Origin of the sequence: Arthrobacter sp. TWP1-1, from assembly GCF_049897845.1 — a bacterium.
Taxonomy (GTDB): domain Bacteria; phylum Actinomycetota; class Actinomycetes; order Actinomycetales; family Micrococcaceae; genus Specibacter.
This window is the reverse complement of record NZ_JAFCXC010000001.1, coordinates 310,027-334,126: the sequence shown is the minus strand read 5'-3', so window position 1 is coordinate 334,126 and position 24,100 is coordinate 310,027. Positions and strand designations below refer to the sequence as shown.

20 protein-coding genes, 1 tRNA gene and 2 pseudogenes are annotated in these 24,100 nt (G+C 59.8%); 6 read left to right on the top strand and 17 right to left on the bottom strand.

Annotated elements, in window-relative coordinates; genetic code table 11:
• Nucleotides 1-143: 143 nt before the first annotated feature.
• The 5 genes from iolB to ACP7B9_RS01610 form a co-directional block, all read right to left on the bottom strand.
• Entirely contained in the window at nt 144-1,043 is a 900-nt protein-coding gene (gene iolB, locus ACP7B9_RS01630; protein ID WP_425860135.1) for a 5-deoxy-glucuronate isomerase, read from the bottom strand.
• Between the two features lie 167 nt (nt 1,044-1,210).
• The gene (locus tag ACP7B9_RS01625; RefSeq protein ID WP_425860133.1) at nt 1,211-2,596 is read right to left on the bottom strand and encodes an Nramp family divalent metal transporter; all 1,386 of its coding nucleotides are present in this window, start codon (nt 2,594-2,596) and stop codon (nt 1,211-1,213) included.
• Nucleotides 2,597-2,888: 292 nt separating this feature from the next.
• Nucleotides 2,889-3,242: a cupin domain-containing protein gene (locus ACP7B9_RS01620; protein WP_425860131.1), complete on the bottom strand. Its 354-nt coding sequence runs from the start codon at nt 3,240-3,242 to the stop codon at nt 2,889-2,891.
• A gap of 166 nt (nt 3,243-3,408) precedes the next feature.
• Nucleotides 3,409-4,290 carry a dihydrodipicolinate synthase family protein gene (locus ACP7B9_RS01615; protein WP_425860129.1) on the bottom strand — a complete coding sequence of 294 codons (882 nt, stop codon included), beginning with the start codon at nt 4,288-4,290 and terminating at the stop codon, nt 3,409-3,411.
• 75 nt (nt 4,291-4,365) lie between these two features.
• A complete protein-coding gene (locus ACP7B9_RS01610) occupies nt 4,366-5,151 on the bottom strand; it encodes an aldolase (RefSeq protein ID WP_425860127.1) in 786 nt (261 codons plus the stop codon).
• A 144-nt stretch (nt 5,152-5,295) separates the two neighbouring features.
• Between ACP7B9_RS01610 and ACP7B9_RS01605 the strand changes: the two genes are divergently transcribed.
• A complete protein-coding gene (locus tag ACP7B9_RS01605) occupies nt 5,296-5,817 on the top strand; it encodes a helix-turn-helix domain-containing protein (protein WP_425860125.1) in 522 nt (173 codons plus the stop codon).
• Between the two features lie 365 nt (nt 5,818-6,182).
• On the opposite strand, the gene ACP7B9_RS01600 is transcribed toward ACP7B9_RS01605, so the two are convergent.
• Nucleotides 6,183-7,214 carry a DMT family transporter gene (locus ACP7B9_RS01600; RefSeq protein WP_425860124.1) on the bottom strand — a complete coding sequence of 344 codons (1,032 nt, stop codon included), beginning with the start codon at nt 7,212-7,214 and terminating at the stop codon, nt 6,183-6,185.
• 1,399 nt (nt 7,215-8,613) lie between these two features.
• On the opposite strand from ACP7B9_RS01600, the pseudogene ACP7B9_RS01595 reads away from it, so the two are divergent.
• Nucleotides 8,614-9,194: pseudogene (locus tag ACP7B9_RS01595) on the top strand (relaxase domain-containing protein); the annotation flags it as partial.
• Nucleotide 9,195: 1 nt separating this feature from the next.
• Nucleotides 9,196-9,514: pseudogene (locus ACP7B9_RS01590) on the top strand (PDDEXK nuclease domain-containing protein); the annotation flags it as partial.
• A 131-nt stretch (nt 9,515-9,645) separates the two neighbouring features.
• Here ACP7B9_RS01590 and ACP7B9_RS01585 read toward each other — a convergent pair.
• The 5 genes from ACP7B9_RS01585 to galU all read right to left on the bottom strand — a co-directional run bounded on the left by ACP7B9_RS01585 (nt 9,646) and on the right by galU (nt 13,165).
• Nucleotides 9,646-9,721, bottom strand: a tRNA-Ala gene (locus ACP7B9_RS01585).
• Nucleotides 9,722-9,814: 93 nt separating this feature from the next.
• Nucleotides 9,815-10,591 (bottom strand): SDR family oxidoreductase, encoded by a 777-nt coding sequence (locus tag ACP7B9_RS01580; RefSeq protein ID WP_425860122.1) that lies wholly within the window; start codon nt 10,589-10,591, stop codon nt 9,815-9,817.
• Nucleotides 10,592-10,681: 90 nt separating this feature from the next.
• On the bottom strand, nt 10,682-11,491 hold the full coding sequence (locus tag ACP7B9_RS01575; RefSeq protein WP_425860120.1) for a hypothetical protein: 810 nt from the start codon (nt 11,489-11,491) through the stop codon (nt 10,682-10,684).
• A 153-nt stretch (nt 11,492-11,644) separates the two neighbouring features.
• Nucleotides 11,645-12,259 (bottom strand): GNAT family N-acetyltransferase, encoded by a 615-nt coding sequence (locus tag ACP7B9_RS01570; protein ID WP_425860118.1) that lies wholly within the window; start codon nt 12,257-12,259, stop codon nt 11,645-11,647.
• Nucleotides 12,260-12,262: 3 nt separating this feature from the next.
• A complete protein-coding gene (galU, locus tag ACP7B9_RS01565; RefSeq protein WP_425860116.1) occupies nt 12,263-13,165 on the bottom strand; it encodes a UTP--glucose-1-phosphate uridylyltransferase GalU in 903 nt (300 codons plus the stop codon).
• A 103-nt stretch (nt 13,166-13,268) separates the two neighbouring features.
• On the opposite strand from galU, the gene ACP7B9_RS01560 reads away from it, so the two are divergent.
• The 3 genes from ACP7B9_RS01560 to ACP7B9_RS01550 all read left to right on the top strand — a co-directional run bounded on the left by ACP7B9_RS01560 (nt 13,269) and on the right by ACP7B9_RS01550 (nt 15,225).
• On the top strand, nt 13,269-13,904 hold the full coding sequence (locus tag ACP7B9_RS01560) for a 5-formyltetrahydrofolate cyclo-ligase (protein ID WP_425860114.1): 636 nt from the start codon (nt 13,269-13,271) through the stop codon (nt 13,902-13,904).
• A gap of 144 nt (nt 13,905-14,048) precedes the next feature.
• Nucleotides 14,049-14,309: an FmdB family zinc ribbon protein gene (locus ACP7B9_RS01555; RefSeq protein ID WP_425860112.1), complete on the top strand. Its 261-nt coding sequence runs from the start codon at nt 14,049-14,051 to the stop codon at nt 14,307-14,309.
• A gap of 151 nt (nt 14,310-14,460) precedes the next feature.
• Entirely contained in the window at nt 14,461-15,225 is a 765-nt protein-coding gene (locus ACP7B9_RS01550; protein WP_425860110.1) for an SAF domain-containing protein, read from the top strand.
• Nucleotides 15,226-15,250: 25 nt separating this feature from the next.
• Here the strand turns inward: ACP7B9_RS01550 and ACP7B9_RS01545 are convergent, their stop codons facing one another.
• The 6 genes from ACP7B9_RS01545 to ACP7B9_RS01520 form a co-directional block, all read right to left on the bottom strand.
• Nucleotides 15,251-15,799, bottom strand: coding sequence for a hypothetical protein (locus tag ACP7B9_RS01545; protein ID WP_425860108.1), 549 nt, complete (start codon nt 15,797-15,799; stop codon nt 15,251-15,253).
• A gap of 14 nt (nt 15,800-15,813) precedes the next feature.
• Nucleotides 15,814-20,085, bottom strand: a complete 4,272-nt coding sequence (locus ACP7B9_RS01540) for an AAA family ATPase (RefSeq protein WP_425860106.1) — start codon at nt 20,083-20,085, stop codon at nt 15,814-15,816.
• A 111-nt stretch (nt 20,086-20,196) separates the two neighbouring features.
• Nucleotides 20,197-21,786 (bottom strand): glutamine-hydrolyzing GMP synthase, encoded by a 1,590-nt coding sequence (gene guaA / locus ACP7B9_RS01535; RefSeq protein ID WP_425860105.1) that lies wholly within the window; start codon nt 21,784-21,786, stop codon nt 20,197-20,199.
• Nucleotides 21,787-21,986: 200 nt separating this feature from the next.
• Entirely contained in the window at nt 21,987-22,499 is a 513-nt protein-coding gene (locus ACP7B9_RS01530) for a DUF3817 domain-containing protein (RefSeq protein WP_425860103.1), read from the bottom strand.
• 71 nt (nt 22,500-22,570) lie between these two features.
• Nucleotides 22,571-23,422 carry an SURF1 family protein gene (locus ACP7B9_RS01525; RefSeq protein WP_425860101.1) on the bottom strand — a complete coding sequence of 284 codons (852 nt, stop codon included), beginning with the start codon at nt 23,420-23,422 and terminating at the stop codon, nt 22,571-22,573.
• A 73-nt stretch (nt 23,423-23,495) separates the two neighbouring features.
• Nucleotides 23,496-23,987: a PTS sugar transporter subunit IIA gene (locus ACP7B9_RS01520; protein ID WP_425860099.1), complete on the bottom strand. Its 492-nt coding sequence runs from the start codon at nt 23,985-23,987 to the stop codon at nt 23,496-23,498.
• Between the last annotated feature and the right edge of the window lie 113 nt (nt 23,988-24,100).

Sequence of the window (24,100 nt, the reverse complement as noted above, 5' to 3'; positions counted from 1 at the left end):
GGCCGGCCTCCCCCCCCCCAACAAATTTTGGCACACCCAAAATTCCCCAACTGGGGGGGGGGCCCCCCCCCCCCCGGCCCCCCCCCGCCGCTCATGCGTTGTGACAGCTTGGCCGACGCTTGAGAGTCTGTATTACGAGTGCCTTATCGCTTTGGCGAGAATGGCAATCTCGGGTCTATGTTGGCGGGATCCCAGGTCTGCCGGATCCAGCCGTGGTGTGGGTCGTCGCTGATGAGCCAGTCTCGGACGGGCCCGGGCCCGGCCATGACGTTTAGGTAGTAGAGGTCGTAGCCGGGTGCCGCCATGGCAGGACCATGCCAACCGTAGGGGACCAGGACGGTATCGCCAGTGCGGACTTCGGCGTTAACATCAATGGGGCGGTCATCGGAGGCGTAAACGCGATGGTAGGCGATGGCGTCCCCGTCCGGTGGTGCGGGGAAACCTGCAGCCGCCTGTGTCTCGAAGTAGTAAATCTCTTCAAGGGCGGTCTCTCCATCTTTGGTCTCGTCGTGCTTGTGCGGAGGGTAGGAGGACCAATTCCCGGCCGGGGTAATTACCTCGCAGACGATGAACCTGTCCGCTTCAAGAGTCGCCGGCGTGCCAAAGTTGTGCACTTGACGCGAGCAGTTCCCGGACCCGCGGAGTTCAACTGGGATTTCCGCTGCCGTGACATGCCTCGTCGGGTACTCGAGGCGTGCCGGAGCCGTCGCAATGGCGACACGGCCGCCGTCGGCGGAACTAATGGTGACGGCCTTGTCGATACCGGAATAGATGACGTCGCACGGACCTGCAAAGACGCTAGCGCGACCAGCCAGCGGATAGTCCGTTCCGTCGATGGTGACGGTGAAAGCGCCGTTGAGCGGCACCACGATCCGTTCCTCGGCCGCAGCCGCCAGGGTGACAGTGGCGCCCGGTTCCAGGGTGGCGACCTTCAGCCCGGTGTGGGCCCAGCCATCAATTTGCGCGGCGGAATCGGAGGTGCCCAGGGAGATGTCCCAGTTGCCGTCGCGGGCAGTGCCGAGTGGATAAACCCAATCGTCCATCGTGTTTCGTTCCTTTGCTTGAGGTAGTTTTTCCTCGGTCTCTCGCCAGAGATTGACCGAATGGAGTGCCTGTATGTTCGAGTCGTCGCTGTCGGCTCGTCGACTTTGCACGGCCAGGGCTGTCGCCCTGGCCGTGCCTCTTGATCGTGCGGTCCCCGTGAACCTGCTTAGAATTTATCTATAACGGCAAGTGCACCGACAGCGAAAACAGCAAAGCTAGAAACTCCCAGGTAGATAGTCCAAATTCCTCTATCTTTTACCTTGGGATCGGTCTCTTTCTTGGACAGGACCAGTGTGGCAATCACAACCGCCATCAAGAAGACGGCATTCGCAATACCGGCGAATGTAATCAACAGCAGTGGTGACTTGACGAGGACAGCAAAGATTCCCCAGGAAATTGGGAGCCCGACTAAGAATGCACGCATCCATTTATCCCTCTTGGACGTGTCAGCCCAGTCAAAGACACGGAAGACGGCGAGGGTGTTGGACATTGAGCGTGCGAACCCCGGCGCATTCGCAAGAATGGTCTTTACTAGAGCCACGCCTGCCCCGAGAAGGAAGACCACGCGCGCCCATTCACCGAGGGTTCCGGTAAAGATTTGGGAGATCACTTCGAGAACCTCAGTTCCCTTGGGAACAAGTCCTTGTGGGTGGAGGAACGCGGCCCCAAGAACGTAGAAGGCCACGGTCGACAATGTGTAGACCACCCAAGAGACCCAGGCATCCTTCTTCATGACGGAAATCCAGCCGCGGGCTCGTCGAGCCCAATCCTCGGAGCCGTCGTTGGGCCCTGCCCAACGGGCGTAACCCTTTTCCACGCACCAGTATGTGTAGGCGGTCAGCTCTCCGCCTCCAACGCCGGTCATGCCGAACATAGCCAAAGCAACGCCCATGAGGCCGACGGACATTTGGAAGGAGAAACCCGTTGCGAGATCAGCAATATCCCACGCGAAGGGGGTGACTTGAATGCCGAACATCATCGCCACAGCCAAGGAAGTAATGATGATAACAAGAATGGTGGAAACTTTTTCTACCACTCCGTACTTGTTGGTCCTATGAACGGCAATGGTCAACGCGACAAGGACCGCCACCCAAAATCCAATGGAGATCGTTGAGAAGGGGTCGCCGCCGATCGGCATGACCATCGAGAATGCCAGGGCTCCTGCCCCAAGCACGCCAGCTTGACCGAGGATGTTCTGAATGAACATCAGTAATCCAAGGTAAGAAATCCAGCCCCGCCCAGCGATCCGGGGCCCGACTTGGTCATACCCCGTCAGGGCCACTTTTCCAGTGGAAATGGACCATCGTGCCAGTTCAATCTGGACCGCTACTTTTACAAACGTCGAGACTAGGACGAGCCAAAGCAAGACAAACCCTGCTTGGGCACCCAAGGCGGTGGCCAGAAGTAGTTCTCCGGAGCCCACCACGGCTGCACTAGTGACCATTCCCGGTCCAAGGAAGCGGAGACTCGATTTCCAACCGCTGGGTGGCTCTTTGATATTTGCTGGATCAAGGGCATAAAGTTCTGTATGGGGATCAACTAAAGTGGTCATGAGGCTTCCTTCGTGCATATCAATTCAAGGAAAGCGTTTTGGCGCAAAGATTCGCTGTACTACCGACTCAAAACGCGCCATTGCGCTTGGCCGTGAAGCACTGACCTCGCACAATAATCCTGTGCGAAGCTGCACTGTCACTGACAGGTGAGGGGCCCTGGTGGTCTAGATGAAAATCGCTGGCTCGAACCGCGGTTTTGCTACCAAGGCGGGAGGAGTGTGCGGCCCTCGGGCCGCACACTCCAAACTTGACACTTGAAACTCGTGTCCGTGATCTACAGTCTGTTAGCGGTTAGCGCCGGTCGGCGCTGTCATTTGGGAAGACGAAAGTCTTCCGCAAGGTCTCTTTGATGTCCCAGATGGCATGGGTACCTGGTGGAACTACGACCAGGGCCCCTGGGTGGAGGTCGTGAACCGTCCCCTCGTCGGTGGTCAAGGTTCCGGAACCGCTGATGATTGTGAAGGCTTCCCAATCGTCCCCGCTCCAATGCCCCTCGAAAACTCCTGGCGTCACTTCCCACACGCCAAGTCGAACTGTCCCGATTTCGGCCACAGCCAGAGCGGAACGAACTACGTCGCCGGAGATACTGCCTCGCGGTCGCTTGTCGATCTCAAGTTCGACATCAAGTGAAGATACACTTTTCATGGGGGGGCTCCTTGGCCTGTTTCAGAGTTAGTAGGAACTTTTTGAAACCTACTGGGTTGGATGAAGATGGTCGTTAGTTCAATCTGAGCTGAGGAAGTGCGCTTTTGAGATTCAGTTCCAGCCCAAGACGGCTGGGAGCCGTAATCGCAGCGCTACATCAGTCCTGTCAAACGAGGGACAGCATTTGGGTGAGTATTGCGCGGTTCTCGGAGTCCAGTGGCAGCAACGGCGCCCTAGGGACGCCCATGTTGGTACCGAGAATGTCCAGGCCGGCCTTAATCGTGGTGGGCAATCCTCCTGCGACTATGAACTCAAGCAGGGGTTGAAGCTGGTTGTACTGTTCCTGCGCACGGTCGAGTTCGCCGCTGCGGACGGCCTCGTACAGATCCAAGCACGGTTGTGGGCGCAGGCACGGCAGGGCGGTGCACCAGCCCGCAGCCCCCGCTTTGAGCGCTTCGAATACCAGCGGATTGCTGCCGTTATAGACGGGAAGCCGCCCGCCGGTGAGTTCGATGATGCGCTGCATTCGGGAAAGGTCGCCGGTCGACTCTTTCACCATGGTTAAGTTGTCGATTTCCTCGAACATTGACACCAGCAGTTCTGGACTCATGTCGATTCCACTGGTAGCGGGGTTGTTGTAGGCCATCATGGGAATATCGATCGCAGCGCCCACAGCGGCGAAATGGGCGGTGATTTCCCGCTCGCTGAGCTTCCAGTACGAGACGGGCAGCACCATGACAGCTGATGCCCCGGCTGCCTGGGCGCGTCGCGCCCGGCGCACAGTGTTGGCTGTGGTCAGGTCGGACACTCCAGCGACGACAGGGACACGACCAGCGGCCGCACCGATCGTCGTGTCGAGAACTGTGAAGAACTCTTCGTCTGTGAGGTATGCACTTTCTCCCGTGCTGCCTAGTGGCGCCACGGCATGTACGCCGTCACAAACAAGGCGATCGACGAGAGATGCCAGGGCGACAGTATCTATTGACGCGTCGTCGCCGGTGGTGAACGGAGTGATCGGGTAGGCGATAATGCCTTCGAGGGTGGTCATGAGCGTTGTTCCTTCTAGCGGCCTGTACATGGGCGGGAAAGTGAAAACAGAGGTTGATGTGGGGACGACGAACTATTAGCTCGTAATGGAGTCGGGATGCCGGGACAGGGCGCGGCGTGCATAGTAGGAGAAGTTCGCCTGGCTGCGCTTTGGGTTCAGTGTCCAATCGTGTGCTTCGCGGGCAAGCCGTTCGGGAAGTTCTGCGATGGTTCCGGCAGCCATGGCAGTGAGTTGCAGCTTCGCTCCACGTTCGATCAACACGGCGAGAGAGCACGCTTCCTCAATGCTGCTGCCTGCGATGACATGTCCGTGATGTGCCAGGAGTATTGCCTTCTTCTGGCCGAGTGCCGCGGTGATAATCTCGCCCTCTTCATTGCCAACGGGAACACCCGGCCAGTTGGCCAGGAATGCGCAGTCGTCATAGAGCGGAGCAATGTCCATTTGCGATACGACAAGCGGAGTTTCAAGCATGGACAGGGCGGCAACATGAAAAGGGTGGGTATGGACAATGCACTCAACGTCGGGCCGGGCGCGGTAAATCCAGCTATGGAAGCGGTTGGCAGGGTTTGCCATGCCCGATCCTTCGAGAACGTTAAGATCCTCGTCGACCAGCAGCAGATTGTCCTCGGTGATCTCATCGAATCCGAGGCCGAGTTGCTGGGTGTAGTAGGTTCCTGGCCGTTCGGCACGGGCAGTAATCTGACCTGCCAAACCGGAATCGTGGCCGGCGTCGAACAGTGCGCGGCAGGTAAGTGCGATCTTCTGGCGGGTCGTCCATTGCGATTCCGCCAAATGTACTCGCATCTGACTTTGGGCCTGGTCCATCAATTCTTCCTTGGTGGCGGTAAAAGTTTCAGACATGCGGAACTCCTCTTGCTAGCTGTGATAGGAAACACAAGAAGACTACATGACACAAAGTGTCCTGACAAGCGTTTTTTTGAAATATTCAGTCGTCAGGAAACCTTGTATACTTCCTTCCATTAGGCGACAAGAAGGTAGGGCGATATGACCGAACTAGTCCGCACGATACGCAAGGAACGAAGACTGACCCTCGAAGCCCTCGCAGCGCAGACAGATCTCACCAAGAGCTACCTGTCAAAGATTGAACGTGGACAAAGCACGCCTTCAATCGCAGTGGCCATGCGAATTGCCCACTCCCTCAACGTGGATGTCGGACAACTCTTCGCTGACGACGCGTCGCGTTCACGGATAGCAATTGATCGTGCACAAGGCCGTGCCAGCTCAGAGCGCTATCACCCCATCGCACCAAGAATGCTTGGGAAAGTGATGTCTCCATTTATTGTTCGGCCGGGGCCAGACTTCGCCAACGACCCACACTCAGACCATGGCGGTCAAGAATTCATCTACGTCGTCGCTGGGACCATCGAGCTGCACCACGATACTGAGATTTGCACTCTAAACGCCGGGGACGGCGCCTACTTTGACTCCTCCCTGAACCATCAAATGCGCAGCACCGGCGTTCTCGACGCCGAAGTCCTCCTCATCGCCTGCGAGAACATCCTTTAGAACCCGGGGCTAATCCGCAAGAACTGGGCCCATAACAAAGGGCCTTTGGGCTCGAACCACTGCTCTCCACCGCCCCACAGGGGTACTAGTCGGCCACAGAGACGCCCCAAACTGGGCCGAAAGCCAACAATCGCAGCCAATGGCCCGTCGCTCAGCGGGTCGGGTCGGGCGGGTTCAGCCAAAAATAAGATGACTCCATGGACCTTGCCCAGGGAGCTGCAGCTTGTCCCCTCGCCGGTCAAGAGCACTGACATGAGGGGCTTCACGGGCGTGCTTTCCTTTCTAAGGACAGCCGATTCCACCCGGCAGGAAGCTCTGGGCGGCTTCATGCCATGTCCGCTAGGGAGACAGCTCTTCTGGAGGTCCTACGGGCGGAAGTTATCGAGGCCTCGATCTCGCGACCAGAATCCTCGAAGCGCTGACCCTGGCAGGGCGGCCACAACAATCGCCGCAAGCGTGAGCAAGGTGCCGAACACTGTTTGCGGATGGATGACGCTGCCGGCTACCGGCAGCAGCCAGTCCATCAACAGCGCCCCAATGAGTTGACCGGCGATCATGCTCAATCCGGTCAGCAGCACCCCAATACGCTTGATCAGCAGGGCACTGAGCACCAAGTTGATACAGCCCAGCACTCCGCCTGCATACAACCACAACTCGGAGGGCAATGTGGGAAGGCCGCCCGTGATCGTTACTTTGATGAGCCAGATCAGTGACAGGGCAACACTGCCGACCACATAGTTGATCAGTGTCCCCGGTATTGGTGAACGGACCTGTGCGGCGATCCTGCCGTTAACTGCGTGCTGAAAAGTCATCAGCACCCCCGCCAGGACAACCAACGCCAGTGGGAGCAGCAAAGCGGTGGGGTCCGGCGTCCCTGAAATCCGCGGCGACACGGCCCAGAACACCGCGCAAACAGTGAGCAGGACACCGAGCACCCGCAGTGCCGTGATGGCCCGCTTACCGCCGGGACCTAAACCAATCCGGTCCACAGCAAGCCCGCTGACCGTCTGGCCGGTCACCACGGCCACCGTATAGATCGCAATCCCTATGCTTGCGACGAAGCTGGTCTGCGCAAAGATGAAGTAGGCACCGATCAAGCCGGCGGCATGGAAGTACCAGGGGATGGTGCGCTGCCGGGTGTCGGAAATGAGTTTCGTAAACGCTGCACGACCACGGGGCAGAACAAGTGTGGCGGCAGCCATGACGAGGGCCGCACCGCCAAAGCTGAATAATCCTGCCAGTAGCGGATCATTCAGCCGATGCCCCAATTCACCGTTAATCCGAGCCTGCAACGGCAAGGTCAAGCCAGCAGCCACGGCCAGCGGGACGCCCACAGCCAATACTCGTGCTGGAGACCCCAGCTGCGGCACCGAATCGGTGGCGACAGTCGAAGCCATCCTAGAACTCGTCCATGAAAGCGGCAAGAAGAGCCGGATAGACCAGGGCAGGCCGCCTGCTCGCTTGCGTCCGCAGACGCAAACCGCTTACAAGGCAGTGACTGAATTGAGGCAATATCAAGGTGGTCTCCCAGATGCAGGACTACGAAATTGTTCATGACGTCAAAGTATGCAATCGCCGGACAGAGAAGCAAAAACAGAATTCTCACTTCACCAGAGGGTATGGCAATCGGTTGACGTTAACGATTACTATTCAGTCCCTCACATGGATTCCGTTCAATGTAAACCATTGACCTTGAAGCCGCATCCCACAATACCGCGAGCCAAACTCATATTGCAACCGATTGCCATTTATTTTCATCAAAAGGTTTCCTGGATAGAAATCGAAGCGCAACCGTCATAGCAACGACGGAGAAGGACTTGAGCTTGGCGTCCGCCACCATTCACAGTGAAACTTACTCAATACTTGCTGGTACGTGAGGCCACCGGAAGCGGAATATACGGACTTGCTGCACTTCACGGCTTGATTCGAGGGTCTGTGTCCAGCTTTGACAGTTGGACCAGCCAGCTGGCTTTAGTGCTCGTCATGGACCACCTTTGCTGAGCCGGGACAAGTATGCACCGAATTGCAGATCAAGAGAACATGCAGCCGACATCGGAAGGCTCGTCCGCCTCAGTCAGCCTTGCGCCATCGGCTTACTGAGGGGACGAATAGCCACGTCAAGCCGTTTGGGGCGCCCACTAATGTGGACCTTGGTGCCGACCGCCCGTCCCTGACCACCAGCGGAACCGTCACACGCTACAAAACCCTTGGATCGAGATCAAGTACCTCCCTTGGCTTCATAGCCGTGCCCCGCCGCGGCTGCCACCTTCTCATCCGGATAGCCCCCGAGTCGACAAACACAACGAAGAAATGCGGCCGCCCATCTCGCTTTCAAGATCCTCAGATCCTCTCACGCCTTGCCTCCAAGCGGAGACACGTCGGTCGAGACTGCTTAGTCATGTCGTTTCACCTTCCAATCACCATGAACTGGCATGAAGTACCACAACGGAGTCCAAAGACACGGCGATAACCACACGTTGGTGGCTAGACCGCTCCCCCGCCTTGGTCGGTGTGGCGCATGACCATGTCGATCGCCCGACTCTCAGCGGATGCCGGCGTGAAGTACCTACTAAAGACCACCACCCAGGGGGACGTAAGCGTCAAGGACCCGACTGATTAGTACACCAAATCAGGCAATCCCCAAGGAACTTGGCTGGGTGCGGAAATGGCGGGCATTAGCCTCGAGCATGCCAACAATCCGGGGAGCGGGAGACCGCAGGGTCACCGCACCGCTATCCATCCAATGGGCAGCCGACCACCGCCACGAAAGTTCGCGCATCCGTCGCCCGCTTCGACCTCACATTCAGCGTTCCAAAATCCGTTTCAGTCATCTGTGCATCGGTAACCAATGACATCCAGGACCGAGTGCTTGCAGCCCACCACCAAGCCGTGCAGGAGACCCACAACTCCACACCCATCTGGTCATCGCCAACCGTATGCAGCGGATCACCGATGGATCGTGGACGACTCTCGACGCCCGTACCATCTACCAGTCTGTTGTCGAGGCCATCGAGCACTACAACGGGCTTCTCTTTGACGAACTCCATCGTCGACTGAGGACTGCTGCTGAACTACGGGCCCCTGCTGTTGCCAGTCACAACTTCGTTCTGGAACTGGCTGGTATAGACCCCGCACTCATCTCAGAGTTCTCCGCACGGGCCCGATCCATTGAGCTGGAGGAGGGCAGTCTGGTCGCCAAATGGATGGAAGACCACAGCCACGAACCCTCCGAAACGACCGTACTCAAGCTCCGACAACAGGCAACGCTGGCAACACGCCCGCCCAAGTCCGGCGATCGTCTGCATGAGTGGCAGGTCCGGGGCGAGCGCCTCGGTATGGCGCCAGATAAGGTCGATGTTATTCCGACTCCGGAATAACATCGACCTGCTCTTCTTCCACGTAGAGCAATTGCGTTACATCGTCATCGAACTCAAGACGGGAAAGTTCCAGCCGGAGCACGCCGGAAAACTCAACTTCTACGTGCCCCTGATTGATGACGGGTTGCGGCGGGAATCCCATGCCGACACCGTCGGCATCCTGATCTGCGGGGACAAGAACGACCACACCGTCCGCTACAGCCTCGGCAGGGCCGTTTCCCCATTGGCTGTGGCTTCCTACACCTACGACTCCCTGCCTGCCTGCGACGGTACGAGCCGGGCTGCCGGACGCCGCGAAGCTGACGGCAGCCTTGGACTGACTCGACGATGAACCGAGCCCTTCGGCTTCGGATCAATAGGCCCTCTACAGACCTCAAAGCGTGTCGCTGGGCCAAAAAGGGCAACCCAAAACCCCTCCAACAGGACGTTTGCCCTAGTCAGAGGGGTATTCTGGTGGAGCTAAGGAGATTCGAACTCCTGACCTCCTCGATGCGAACGAGGCGCGCTACCAACTGCGCCATAGCCCCGCAGCAGTTCTTGAACTGCCACTTTCTTAGACTAGACCCGGCACAGCGATCAAGACAAAAGGAATCGCAGGACGAAACGCGCCGCGAACAGCCTTACCGGGCCGCCATCCAGTCACGGAATTTGACGGACCCCACGGCGGCGTCCGGAATCAGGTTCTTGCCGGCCCGGAGGAATCTGCCAAACGATCCGGGCAACGGCAAGCCAACCACCATAGCCTTGCTGCCAGTTACGAGTTTCCATTGGCGGGCCAGTTCCTTCATGTCCATCACCTCGGGCCCGCCAGTCAACACCTTTCGTTTTCCGGAGCCGTCAGCCACGGCCGCATCCACGAGTAAACGCGCAACGTCCACCGTGGAAATCGGCTGAAAGGAGACACCCTTGAATGCCGGAATGACGCCTACCTTGGCACCGGCAGCAAAGATTCCTGCCACCAAGTCATGAAACTGCGTGGCGTAGACAATCGTGGCAGCCAGGCCAGAATGTTCATAACTCAGGGCACGCGCCGCCTGCGCCTGATAGTAGGCCATGGAGCATTCGCCGGCACGAACTATCGTCAACAGTACAATCCGGCCAATCCCAGCTTCGGCCGCTGCAGCTAGAACCGCAACACTGGTGACGGGCAAGGCACTCAGTGCTGCACCAGAACGGGCATCGAGCGTTTCAATCAGGGCACCCACACCCTCGAGCCCTGTGGCGACGCCGATGCCGGTAGTGAAGTCAACCTTGACATATTCGGCCCCTGCCACGCGTTTCTCGTCAGAGGGCAGGTGACGGCTCAACGACCGCACCCGGTATCCGCGGGCCACAGCCTCTGCCACCACGGCCCGACCAGCCAAACCAGTTCCACCTGCCACTGCAATTAGCGTCATATTGGCTAGCTTAGCGGTGCAGGCTCTCGGGTCTGGGTCTCGACAGGCTCGACCAGCGCCGTCAGACTCGACCAGCGCGGTCAGAGGGGATTAAGCCCTACGGCGCTGAAGGACGTCATCCAGGTTGGTCAGTGCGTGTGTTCCGCGCTCTGAGGCTGCGATGTACTTTTCCTTCTTGGCGATCTTCTCTGCGGCAACCTCAGGAGCGTCAACAACAGCAACAATGCCATCGTGTTCGCCGGCAACACCTACGCCAGCCTGATCGGCCCTAATGGACGTACCAGCAGACTTGGGTGCTTCCGGAAGGACCAGCGGCTTCTCCAAAGTCAAAGCACGGTTTGCCGTTACGTAGCCGGGAACAGGGACCTCAACGGGCTCCCATGTTTCGGTTTCCAACTCGCCTTCGGCAATGGTTTGAGTGTGCGCGATCTTGGCATCCGCTGTTCCCTTGGCTGCCACGCGCATGGCAGCGGCACGCAACTCTTCGGCCGTGAGTGGCTTCTGAACAGGAGCAGGATCGGCACCCTCGGCACGATCAAAGAGTGCCGTCTCTTTCAATTCCACAGCGTGGGCGTCCGATTCCTCGGAAGCTGCATACGCCGTCGTACTTGCAGAAAGGCGAGCTGCCCGGCGGGCCGCTTGATCACGAATAGCAGAGGTGCGCAGTGCCACGATCACGGCGGCAAAGACCGCAAGCGAGGTCCAAGCTAGGCCAGCAGAGCCCAAGTTGAAAACGCTCAACGCGCCAGAAATGCCAGCTGTCAGCAGGGCAAGCAGACCCACCAACGCGAAAAATGTTCGGCCCCAACGAATATTGAGGGGTTTCGCAATTGCCGAGGGCACGGCCGTTGAAGGTCCCGGCTCCACGTGGGTGTGGGCGTCGGAAGTGATGCTTTCCATTGACGTCTCCTGCAACTGCTGGATTTGGCGGACTGGCAACGAATGTCCGGCCACATTTCAACCCTAAAGGGGAAACATGCCGCGTCTGGCATTACTGCCGGTGTGTCGCCGGGCAAGGGGAAAATTCGCCGTTTGGATAGTCCTGTTAGGCGCCTAACGACGTGACAGCCACCTGGCCAGAATCCCTTCCGGCACTTCCTCGCGGGTCAAGGCGAAGCTGCGGTGATCGGCCCAGGCGCCGTTGATGTGCAGGAACCGCGGACGCAAGCCCTCGTCGCGGAAGCCCAACTTCTCCACCACGCGCAGGCTGGCAGCATTCTCCGGACGGATGTTGATCTCCATCCGGTGCAGGCCCAGCTCGCGGAAGCAATGATCCGTGGCCAAGGCCACCGCCGTGGGAACAATCCCGCGGCCTGCCCTGTCCTGATCAACCCAATAACCTAGGGTGGCCGACATCGCCGAGCCCCACATGATCGAGGAAACCGTCAGCTGCCCAACAATGACCGGTTTGGACTGCGAGGGAACGCGCTCGGTAATGATGAACGGCAGCGCCGAAGCCTCACGCGCCTGCTGATTCAGGACCCGCACCATCCCACCGAATGTGGGCAGCTGCCCCTGACTCACGGGATTGCTGGCCTCCCACGGCTGCAACCACGCGGCGTTACGGGCCCGCACTCGCGTCCACTCCGCCTTGTCGCGAAGCTTGATGGGGCGCAGGACCACGTCACCGCTTTCCAAGGTCACGGGCCAAATGGCCTGCCCCCACACGAACTAGCTCTTGAAATCGGCTGTGAAATCGCCCAGCCAGTCGCGCAGGTCTTCGCCGAGCTCTTCGTTTTCGCAGGCAAGCGTAACCACTGCCTTGAGGTAGCTCAGCTTGTCACCGGTGTCATAGCGCCGACCATGGAACACAACGCCGTACACTCCGCCGCCCTCACCCTCCATGGTGGCAAGGGTCTGCAGGGCATCCGTCAGCTGGATCTCGTTGCCACGTCCCGGAGGGGTGTTTTCAAGAACCTCAAACACGGCCGGGTGCAGGACGTAGCGGCCAATGACCGCCAAGTTGGAGGGAGCCTCTTCAACCGACGGCTTCTCCACAAGATGGTTGACGCGAACGTAGTTTTCGCCCTCAATAACTGTCATATCGGCACAGCCGTAAGCCGAAATCTTTTCCTGGGGAACCTCGATCAAGGCGATCACTGAACCGCCGGTGCGCTGCTGCACCTCGATCATGGTGGTCAACAGTTCATCGCGCTCGTCGATCAGGTCATCACCGAGGAGCACGGCAAACGGCTCATCGCCCACGTGCGTCTTGGCACGCAACACTGCGTGACCCAAGCCCTTGGGGTCACCCTGGCGGACGTAGTGGATTTCACCCAGGTCGGTGGCGTGCTGTACGGCGGCGAGGCGATCGGTATCGCCCTTGTCCTCCAGCAGCTGCTCCGTGACGGGAACGCGGTCAAAGTGGTCTTCCAGGGCACGCTTGTTACGTCCGGTGATCATCAGGACATCGATGAGCCCGGCGCTGACGGCTTCCTGAACCACGTACTGGATGGCAGGCTTGTCTACCACTGGCAGCATTTCTTTGGGCATAGCCTTGGTTGCGGGCAAGAAACGTGTTCCCAAACCAGCTGCGGGAATAACGGCCTTGCGTACAGTTTTTGCAGAAGTCATGACCTTAGGCTAGCGGACTGGGTCACGTTTCCCGGGATAATGTTAGGTGCGCAACATTTTTTCGGCGTCATATTTGCCCTCCTTTTCTCTCGACAGGATTCCCGTGAACGCACTCGACAAGGCGGCGTGGCGCTCCCGTTTGCGCGCACAGCGGCGAGAACTGCAGTCTGCTGCCGATGGCGGGGGGCTGGCCAGCGTGGCCCTTGATTGGTTGGAGACGCTTGGCCCGGACGACGCCGGATTGGCTGGCTCCGGCCCTTCAGCTGGAGGTTCTGTTTGTGCCTATATGTCCATAGGTGGCGAACCACCCACCGGCCCTCTCCTTGCTGCGCTGGCTTCTGCTGGCTATGCCGTGTTTGTCCCGGTGTGCGAACCCGGATTTCAGATGACGTGGGCGCGTTGGACTCCCGGCGCGCAGATGCAGCGGAGCTCCTTGGCTCCGGTCATGGAAGTTGTGGGTAGACGATTGCCCTTTGATCGGCTGGAATCCGTGCGGGCCATATTGCTCCCCGCCCTTGCCGTTGATGGCTCCGGCGTGCGTTTAGGCCAGGGTGGCGGCTACTACGATCGATTCCTCGCCGGCCTTTCCAATGACGGCGGGGCAACCTCGGTGCCACTGGCCGCCGTCGTGCATGAAAACGAGTATTTCCCGGCCGGTTCACTCCCCCATGATTCCTTGGACGCACCCGTTGCCTATGCACTCACTCCGGCCGGGCACCACGCTGTAGGCCTAACGTAGGCAACGAAATTTGGGCGCGGGAATGAAGAGGCCCTTCGGGGCGTTGAATAGTGCGGTGATAGAATCAGACCTTGGGACTATGGATTTCCAGTCACGCGACTGGTTATCACACGGTCCCAACGCATGTATCCAGGAGGAAATTTAGTGCCTACGTACGCCTATGCTTGCAAAGATTGCAACCATGCTTTCGATATTCAGCAGTCGTTCAGTGACGATTCCCTGACGGTCTGCCCCGAATGCCGCGGCAACCTGCGCAAGAAATTCAACTCCGTGGGCGTTGTATTCAAGGGAACGGGCTTCTACCGGACCGATTCCCGCTCGACCTCCAGCTCAGTTCCGGCCGCGCCCGCTGCTGCCCCTGCGGCTGCCAGCACGCCGGCTACGGCTTCGGCTTCGGTCAGCTAGGGTTTCTCCCCTTTCTGCGGCGGTGTTTTCTGCGCCGGTTAGGACGCGTCGTGCTGCGTTGAATCCTCCACAGCCTCTGTTGCCCTAGGGCTTGTCCACTCTTAGCTAACTTGCCCTTTTGCCCTACTTCGGGCCGGTCTAGCGTGGCCTCATGAAGTCCACACGCACTCCCTCAACGCCGCCGGTATATCCCGGACCTGCGTGGGGTTCCCAACAATGGTCCAGACGCCCTTCTCCGCTCGAAAAGCTTGCCCGCCTGATCACCCGGCGTCGTCGCCTCTTCGCAGCTCTCCTCTTATGTGCCGCAGCCGCACTAGCCGTTCAACAACTCACGCCAGCAAGTCCCGTCACCGCCACGGTGATGGTTGCCGTCCGCGATCTTCCCGCCGGTCATGTTATTGGCGATGGTGATGTGCGAGCCGCGGAGGTCGGCCCAGCGATGGTGCCCGACGGCGCGTTGCGGCCCTCGTCGCCCGAGGCCTTCACCACGGGAACCCCGCCTCCCGAGGCGTCGTTCGACTGGCTTGGAAGTCAGCTCTCCGGCCCGGTTCGCCGCGGCGAGGTACTCACGGATGCGTCTCTTCTGGGCAATGGACTATTGACCGGCGCACCGGCCGGCAGTCAAGCCGTCCCCATCCGGCTCAGCGATCCCTCAACCCTCACGCTGCTACGCCAGGGACAACTCGTCACCGTGGTGCTCAGTAGCAGCCAAGGTTTGGATGGTCCGGTGAACAATGAGGTGTTGGCTGAAAAGGTCCCGGTGCTCTGGACCCCCGCCCTCGCACCAACAGGTAGCGGGCTGTTTCCCGACCAAGAAAGCGAAGGCATTGTGGTGGTGGCAGCCTCGGCGGCTCAGTCTGTGCAACTGGCTGGCGCCATCAGCCGCGGAAAGGTTTTCCTGATCTTGTTGAACTGAGCCACACCACGGAAGCTGGCTCCTGTTAGCTCCGGTAAGCCTTCATGTCCGCGAAGTACTTTATGGACGCCGGCAGATAACAAAGTCCGATGGCCAGCGCTCCCAGGGCGAGCTGCGAAATGGTCGTGTAGCCGCCAGGGAAAGCAATTCCGACCAGTTGCGACAGGGTCAGCACCACCAAGACGGTCGTCGCTGTCCTAGCCCATGTACGGCCCTTGTAGAGGAAGAAAGCAAACAGCACGTAGGCCGACACAGTGGCCAGCGCGGCCAGCACCACCGTAATGACACCCATATTTCGCATGGCTTCCAAGCTTAGAGTGGAATCTCCACCAGCATCCAACTGAGCCTGAAGGACCGCCGCTCGTTCGGGAGAGACAGCATGGATGATGCCAAGGACGGAGGCGACGACCTGAGCCGCAGCAGCTAACACCAGCAGCCATGCGGCAGCAATTATCGGTCGCGGGGCAGCCGGCTTGGGCGTTTCCGAGCCCTTGTCATTGACTCTGGCTTTGTCCTTAGCCTTATCCTTCTCAAAGAAGGCACCCAGCCCGGGGATCTGTGGCGGAGTTGCCATGTTGTTATTGGTCCTTATCCCCAGTGTGGGGGCTTGTTTTCGCGTAGCCACTCATCATGACCGCGATCGCTGGTTGCATCGCCCCAGGTGTGGTCGGCGTCGTGCGGAGCAACCTTCGGCAGTAGCTCCGCTTCCTTGGCCGGAGCCGGCGTATTGCTCGTCTGCTCCGAGACTGAACCGGTCACGTTCTCATCCTCGTTCGAGATTTCCTCTTGCTCACTCACGGGTGTTTCACTTTCTTCAACAACTTTTGCTTCATCGCCAACCTTGCTGGTGGCAACTGCTGCCGCCTCATCAGCGTCAGCTGTTTCTACAGCGTCTGCTTTTTCTGCGCTGTCTGCTTTTTCTGCACCGTCGGCTGTTTCTGCACCGTCGGGGACGGAGCCGGTGCTGTCCGTGCCAGCATCACCTGAGGCGGTGGAGCGGCGGCGGGAGCGCGGGGAATCGATCACGGCTGTCATCGACGGGTCCTGGGATGAGCTCATGAGGGACGGCATCAGCGCATCGCCGGTTCCTCCGCCCAAGCCAAGGTACCGGCCAATCTGATCCGCACAGCTGGAAGGATCCGTGAAGACCTCAATCGTCCACAGCGGCACATAGCGCCAACCCAAACGTTCCAGCATTTCCGGGCGCAAGCGGCTCCGCTCACGCACACTCATGTTCTGGTATCTGGCTGTACCGTCGGACTCAACCGCAACGGGGACCGGAATCTCGTGCTCTTCGCGGCCCAGCAGCTGAATGGGATCCGGAGCTGCTGCCATGTCAAGGGCACCGTCGTAGTGGTGCCACACGCGGGCGCCACGGGCACGGAGCCTATCGGCCAGATCTGCCACGAGAGGGTCTTCACCAGTTTCCCGTTCGCTGTCCATTGCACGCGTTGCCGGTGTGCCCAACAGCGAGTTGCCGGCCAGTTCACGATCAAGCAGCTCAAAGAAGTCAACGGCGCCGTAGCTCAACCGGGTCGCGTCCAGATCCTCGGGACGGAAGCAGGTCACCAGGTGGATGTGAGTGCGGGCCCGGGTCATAGCCAAGGCGAACTTGGCTCGGCCATCGGGCTCGGACAACGGGCCAAAGCCATGCAGGGCGCGGCCATGCGGCGTACGACCATAACCGAGCGAGAAGATCACACGGTCGCGGACCAGGCCAGCTGCCCTGTCCACTGTGACAACGCGGAAGGATTCCGGGCCCGAGCCGAAGAAATCGGTGAGCAGCGGGTGGTTGGCCATGTGCAACCGGATGGCCTGAGCCACCCGAACGGCGTGACGATCGCTCGCCGTGATGACGGCCAGAGATTCACGCGGGCGTACCCGTGCGTGTTCAAACACCAAATCGACGATGCGGTTGACTTCGGCAACCACCGATTCCACACCGCCGTCGCCAACGCCGGGAAGACCCTTACCGTCGGGAAGGTAGTCAACCGTGATGGCCCGGTCCAGACCGGTCACCGCGCGACCATCAGGCAGGCGCTCCAACTGGGAATCGTAGAAGCCCGTGCTGAGCTGGCGAACCAGTTCTTCATCCACGGCACGGTAGGAAACGCTGAGGCGGTGCCGCGGCAAGACCCTCGACAGTGCACCAAAGACACTCTCCAAGGGGTGCTGATCGGAGCTCTTGTCGCCGGGTGCACTGACGGAAACGGAGAAGCTCTTGGGGCAGGCAGTTTGCTCGTCACCGAACGCCACAACCTGCTCGGCGCGGGCCAAAGCAGGCAGCGCCGATTGCAGCGAGGTGGATTCAGCATCCAGGATCACCACGGCATCAAAGCGGTAGTCAACAGGAATTGCAGTGGGCACCGCCAAGGGGCTCAGTACAAAAACTGGCGCCAAGTTGCGCAGCAGATCCGGAGCCTGCGCGCTCAGCGCGGACAAGGAAACCCGGCCATCCTTGAGGACGTTGCGCAGCATCTCACCCTGCCGGTTACGGCCTGACAAGACCTTGGACCATTGCTGGGCCAATCGCCAACGAATCCGGTTTGGTCCGGAAGCAACGTGCGTCTGGTCAGCCAAGCGGAACTCGGCCTCCAAGCGGCGCAGGTTGGCGCCGTCGGACATGGCCAGGTATTCATCGCCGCTGATCATGGCCTCAAGGGCAGACTGCCACCAAGCCAACTCGAGCTCGGAGCCGGTCTCTGCCGCAGGGACCTCACGACTCGCGAGGTCCTCGAGGAGTTCGCCAAGACCCTGCTCGCGCATGCCTTCCAGCAGGAGCGTGCGCTCCGGCAGGGTTTCCAGTGACGCCTTGGAGGCAACTAGGGCCTCAAGGCGGCCGGCAAGTTCACCGGCGTTGAAGTTCAGCAGATCCCCGCCGTCAACCGTGCGTTCTAGCACCTTGCCGAGTGTCTGCAGCTTCTCGCGCAGGCTCATGTAGCTGCGGCTCAGCTCGGCCAGGCCAGAGGGAACCGTGGGGTGGCGCTTGCTCGTCGCGGCCTCGGCCCAGAGTGCACTTTGTTCGTTGACGAGTACCAGTGATTCGTGCAGATCCGCGATGTGCACACCGGGGCGCACCAAGTCTTTGGCATTACGGCGGAAACGGGCGCGCTGCAATGCGGGCATCTCGATGCCGCGTTCGCGGCGCCATGAAGCGGTGGCCGTTGCGGCAATCATCTCGTCTGTAGACCAGTCGAAAATGTCGGCGTTGAACTTGTCAAGGCTCTCGCGGATGGCAACCAGCATATTTAGCTGGCGGCCCCACTGGGCGAAGGAATTACCCTGGCGGATCTGGCCAAACTCGGCCACCTCGCGCATCTTGTTGGCGAAGTCCGGCACCTGCTCGTTGAGTTGCTCGGCAAGCACATAGGCCGTTTCGGTTTCCTTGCGCGTGACCATGCGGGCCCCGTGCCAGGCGCTGCTGACAGCAGCCTGGCTAAATGCGCCAAGTTCGGCTGCACGGCGCAGGCGACCCGTCAGTTCCTTGCGGTCACGGATACTGTCCAGAACGCTGCGCTTGAGGCGAACGGTTGTGGACGGTGCCGGGTGGATCGAGGTCAGCTCGGCCAGTGACTGCATGGCCTGGTACGGCGAGCAGCCCCAACGATCGCGCACATTATGCAGGCTGGCGACGTGGTCGACCAGCTGGTGGCGATGGTCAACCAGTGTTTCGTGCAGGCTGGAGAGCTTGGGCTCAACTGCCTTTTCATTGCGCGTGATGGCACGGATCAGCTGCGACTTGATCTGCTGCGGCCCGGTCTGGGCGCTCAGCTGCAGAAGCAGTGAATCAAGGCCGTGGTCCGTGAAGATCTGAGCCAGTTCATTGAGTGTTCCGCGGCGTTCGCCGACCACCAGAACGCTCTTGCCGTCATGGACCAGCTGGGCAATGGCGTTGACTGCGGTCTGAGTCTGGCCGGTGCCCGGAGGCGTGGAGACCAGCACGGATTCGCCGTTGCCGATCATGTCCAGCACGTATTGCTGGTGCCGATCGGCGTCGCGCACCAGGATTTCTTCCTCGGGGTGGCGATCATCCAGCGCGGCGAAGCGGGAGAAATCGGGTGCCAGCTCAACCGGCAGGACGTCGTCGGCGCTGTGGTTGTGCAACAGCTCCAACAATTCACTGCCGCCCTGCAGAGCAGGATCTTTCAGGTTGTTGGCCAGGAACGCAAAAGTGGAAACCACAAGATCGTGCTCCACGGTTGCCCCAGGAATGGAGGCCAGCAGGGTACGCACGCGGTCCAGCACGGGGGCCGGGTCGAAGCGTGCCGTGCTGTAGGCCAGGCGACCAAGGGCTGCCGAGTCGAGGTGGATGTGCCACTGCTGGGCAAGGTGTTTGACCAGCGAGGGGTTCAACTGGGCCTGCTCCATCAGCTGGAGCTCGTAATCATCCTGGCCGGGCCGTACGGTAAGGGCGACGGCGGCCAGCAGCACTGGTGCGCACACCTCGCCGTCGGGCGTCACGCCCCTGGAAGGTTCCCCGGCAGAGGACCAACGGGCCATCCCGGCGCCGAGGTAACCGACGTCGATCCCGCGATCGGTGCTCAATTCAAAAATTTTGGCACGCAAGGCCGCGGCGGTGCGCTTGGCGGCGGTGTAGTGCTCAGGTTCACGAATTAGCGTGGACAGGCGTGTTTTCCGGCCGGCCAGCAGCTGGGCCAGGCCAGACGGATTGGCATGCGTGAGGTTGATACTGCCATGCCCGGTCTTCACAAAGGCCAGGGCAGTGTCAGCCCCGGAATAGGAATCCAATCCAGCAAGCCAGGTTTGGAGTTCCAATGAACTCTCATTGGGGCCTGCAACTTCGGACACGGGTGCCTTCTTCTCTGCACTTGAGCGAAACGGTCTTGACCATACTGACATGCTTTTCAGGCTATCGCTCTCAGCCCACAAAAGTATGCTCGGCACACGGAAGGGCGCCAAATTTCCCGTGATTTCACAGGCTTTGGCGCCCTTCAGGCTACCTCGTGGAGATTACTCCCACTCGATGGTTCCCGGTGGCTTGGACGTGACGTCCAGAACTACGCGGTTTACACCTTCCACCTCATTGGTGATTCGGTTCGAGATCTTAGCCAACAGATCGTAGGGCAAGCGTGACCAGTCGGCGGTCATGGCGTCCTCAGAGGACACCGGACGCAGCACGATCGGGTGACCGTAGGTGCGGCCGTCACCCATGACGCCAACGCTGCGGACATCTGCCAGCAGCACGACGGGCATCTGCCATACCTCGTTGTCCAGGCCAGCTGCGGTGAGCTCGGCGCGGGCAATGGCGTCTGCCTTGCGCAGCAGTTCCAGGCGTTCGCCGGTGATTTCACCGACGATGCGGATACCTAGGCCGGGGCCAGGGAACGGCTGGCGGCCAACGATCTCGGCCGGGAGGCCAAGCTCGGCGCCAACAGCGCGGACCTCATCCTTGAAGAGTGCGCGCAGCGGCTCAACGAGCTCGAAGCGCAGGTCTTCAGGAAGGCCGCCCACGTTGTGGTGGCTCTTGATGTTGGCTGCGCCTTCACCACCGCCGGATTCCACTACGTCCGGGTACAGGGTGCCCTGAACCAGGAACTTAATCTCTTCGCCTTCAGAAGCTGCCTCGGCCATGATGGCGCGTTCTGCCTCTTCGAAGGCGCGAATGAATTCGCGGCCAATAATCTTGCGCTTGGTCTCGGGGTCGGAGACACCTGCCAAGGCGTTCAGGAAGCGGTCCTGCTCGTTGGCAACGTACAGCTTGGCGCCGGTGGAAGCCACGAAGTCGGTCTCGACCTGTTCGGCTTCGCCCTGGCGGAGCAGGCCGTGGTTGACGAATACACAGGTCAGCTGATCGCCAACTGCGCGCTGCACGAGGGCGGCGGCAACAGCGGAGTCAACGCCACCGGACAGGCCACAGATGACCTTGGCGCTGCCGATCTGCTCGCGGATGCGATCGACCTGCTCGTCGAGGATGCTGGTGGCAGTCCAGTTCTTTTCCAGCTTGGCGCCGTTGAACAAGAAGTTCTCCAACACCTTCTGGCCGAACTCGGAGTGCTTGACCTCGGGGTGCCACTGCACGCCGAAGAGGCACTTTTCCTCGTTGGCGAACGCGGCAACGGGTGCACCGGCGGAGGAAGCGAGCACATCGAAGCCCTCAGGGGCCTCCTGCACGCTGTCGCCGTGGCTCATCCACGTTGTTTGGTCAGCATCGGTCGAGGCGAGAATGGAACGGCTTTCGCCGAGGATCTGCACCTGGGTTGACCCGTATTCGCGCTGACCTGTCTGGGCAACGGTTCCGCCCAAGGCTGCTGCCATGGCCTGGAAGCCATAGCAAATACCCAGGACCGGAATGCCGGCTTCGAAAAGGTCTGCACCAACGCTGGGTGCGCCCTCTGCGTAGACACTGGAGGGTCCACCGGAGAGGATGATGGCAGCTGGGTTTTTAGCCAGCAACTGCGCAGTTGTATAGGTATGCGGCACGATTTCCGAGTACACATTGGCCTCACGCACGCGGCGCGCAATCAACTGGGCATACTGGGCACCGTAGTCCACAACCAGGACGGGCTTCTGGGAAGTCTGGGCCGTAGCGGGATTAGTCACGGTTCAATCTTAACCCACGGTTCAGTGAGCTTTCCCCAGCGCCGTCATTTCAGTGACGAGTCACTCACATATGCACGCCCTTGTGACGCTCGCGCAGCTTTGGTGTCAAATGTGAAACCCTCTCGCACTTGATGTGCAAGAGGGTTTCAGGAAATCCACCCGCATCTGCGCGAGCGTTGGAGCTTGGGGTGAAGGTTGGGCTAGTAGCGCTTGCCGGCCTTGGGGTTGGCGGCAATCTCTGCGAGAACTTCCTTGTGCACCTTTGCCTCAACGAAGAACGACAAGAAAGGAATCACGCCACCGAGTGCGATCAAGACCAGCTTGCCGAACGGCCAGCGCATGAGGGTCCACAAGCGGAAATCGGCGATGAGGTAAACAACGTACATCCAGCCATGGATGATCAAGACCATGGTCGAGAGATTCACGCCGCCGGTGACGGGCATGACACCGCCCTCGATGTTGACCAGGCCGAAGCTGTGGCTGGCGCCGAGGGTGTCCGTGCCGCCGGCGACCAGAACGCTCTGGAAGCCGTAGCGCAGCACCAATTCAATGACCAGCAATAGCAGCATGATGCCTGTTGCGTAGGCCAGCACCTTGTAGAACTTCAGTGCCGTGAGGATCTGTGCCGGGGTGCCACCAAAACGGCGCTTGGGCGTTGCCGGCTGCGCGGCCGCCGGCGTATCGGTTGATTCTGTGTTGCTGGGCTCGGTCACGGTGCCGGCTCTCCTCAATCTGTTCTGGGTGTCAGGGTATTAGTGGTGCTTCTGTGGCAGGGCGTCGCGTGTCAGGGCGTTTCATCATCTGCATCGTCAGCATCGTCAGCATCATCGTCATCATGCTCGAGGTCATAGAGCGCGTCTTGGTCGCGGCGGAAGTCGTCCGCCACAAGACGCCACCACAGGAAGACAGCGAATCCGGCGAATACGGCCCACTCGATCGAGTAGAAAATGTTCAGCCAGTTGATCTTGTCATTCTGGTCGGTAGCGGTCACGGTGATGGGCACCAGTGCACTCTTGTCGGCGGCGTTGCCGGCGGCGGCACCGACTTCCTGACCGTCAACAACCTCATTGAACGAGACGATAAAGGACGCGTACATGCTCACGTTCCACCGGTTTGTCAGCTCGGCCGAGGACAATGCGGCAACCTGACCTTCGGGAAGATCCTTTTTCAGTACCGGACCTTCCGAATTCAACAGCCGTCCTGTAAGTTCGACGGCGCCAACCGGTACCGCGGGCACGTCGTCGGCCGAGGCAACCCATCCGCGCGCAACCGAAATCACCACTTCCTTGGTGGCCGCCGACCCCACGGGAGGTACCGCACCGTCGACGATGAATCCGGCTACCGCCCAATAACCTTCGTTGCCATCCTGCAGTCGCGAAGGCACCAGGACCTGCTTACTGGGATCGAAATGGCCTTGCACCGTGACCATTTGGCCCTCAACGTCACCTGTCATGAGGTGCCCGGGCGTCATGGTGTCCAGAAGTGGCTGGACCTTCTCCGTCACGGAGGGTGGAGCCACGTCCTTTTCAAGAGAGCGGGAGAACTGCCATTGGCTCAACAGGACGAGAACGGCTGAAACAGCCAGCGCAAAGACCAGCGCAGCTATCCATTTGGGCTTGACGGCAGTTTTTAACACACTTCAAAGGTACTTCGTAATCGTGTAGAACAACGAATGCAGTGATTACCACCGCAGAGCGGAGCGCACGCTGTCAGTGGTCGAAGAAGACCAGCGTTGAGTTGATCAGTTCGGCAATGACCTCAGCGTCGTGAGCGCGGCGCAGTGATTCACGGAAATTCTCCTTGAACAGTGAGCGTGCCAGCGTGGCCAAAACCTCCAGATGGGCCGAGAAGGAGCTCGCCGGAGTGGCGATGAGCAGGATCACTGTTGCCGGCCCGTCCACCGCACCAAAATCCAGGCTGTGATCAAACTTGGTGATGCCCACGGCGATGGATATTTCCTTTACAAAAGCACTTCGCGCGTGAGGGAGCCCAATACCGCCTGGCAGACCGGTGGCCATCTGGTGTTCGCGGGCGTTTACGTCCTTCAGGAATCCGTCAAGATCCGAAACTCGGCCCTGTTCAAACAACTTGGTAGCCAACTGTGCCGCCGCGTCCTCCTTGGAATGGGCTTCCATTTCCAGAATCACCAAACCGGCGTTGGTTAGTTCAGTTTCATAGCGTTCCAGTGAACCCGGTGTCATCTGTACCTTTCAAGGCAGGGCGGCGACGTAAATCTACGCTCAGTCTATCCGTTGCCGCTTACTGCGAGGTGAGAGTCTCGCTCCGAGACGTTACGACGTCGGGGGTTTCAGGC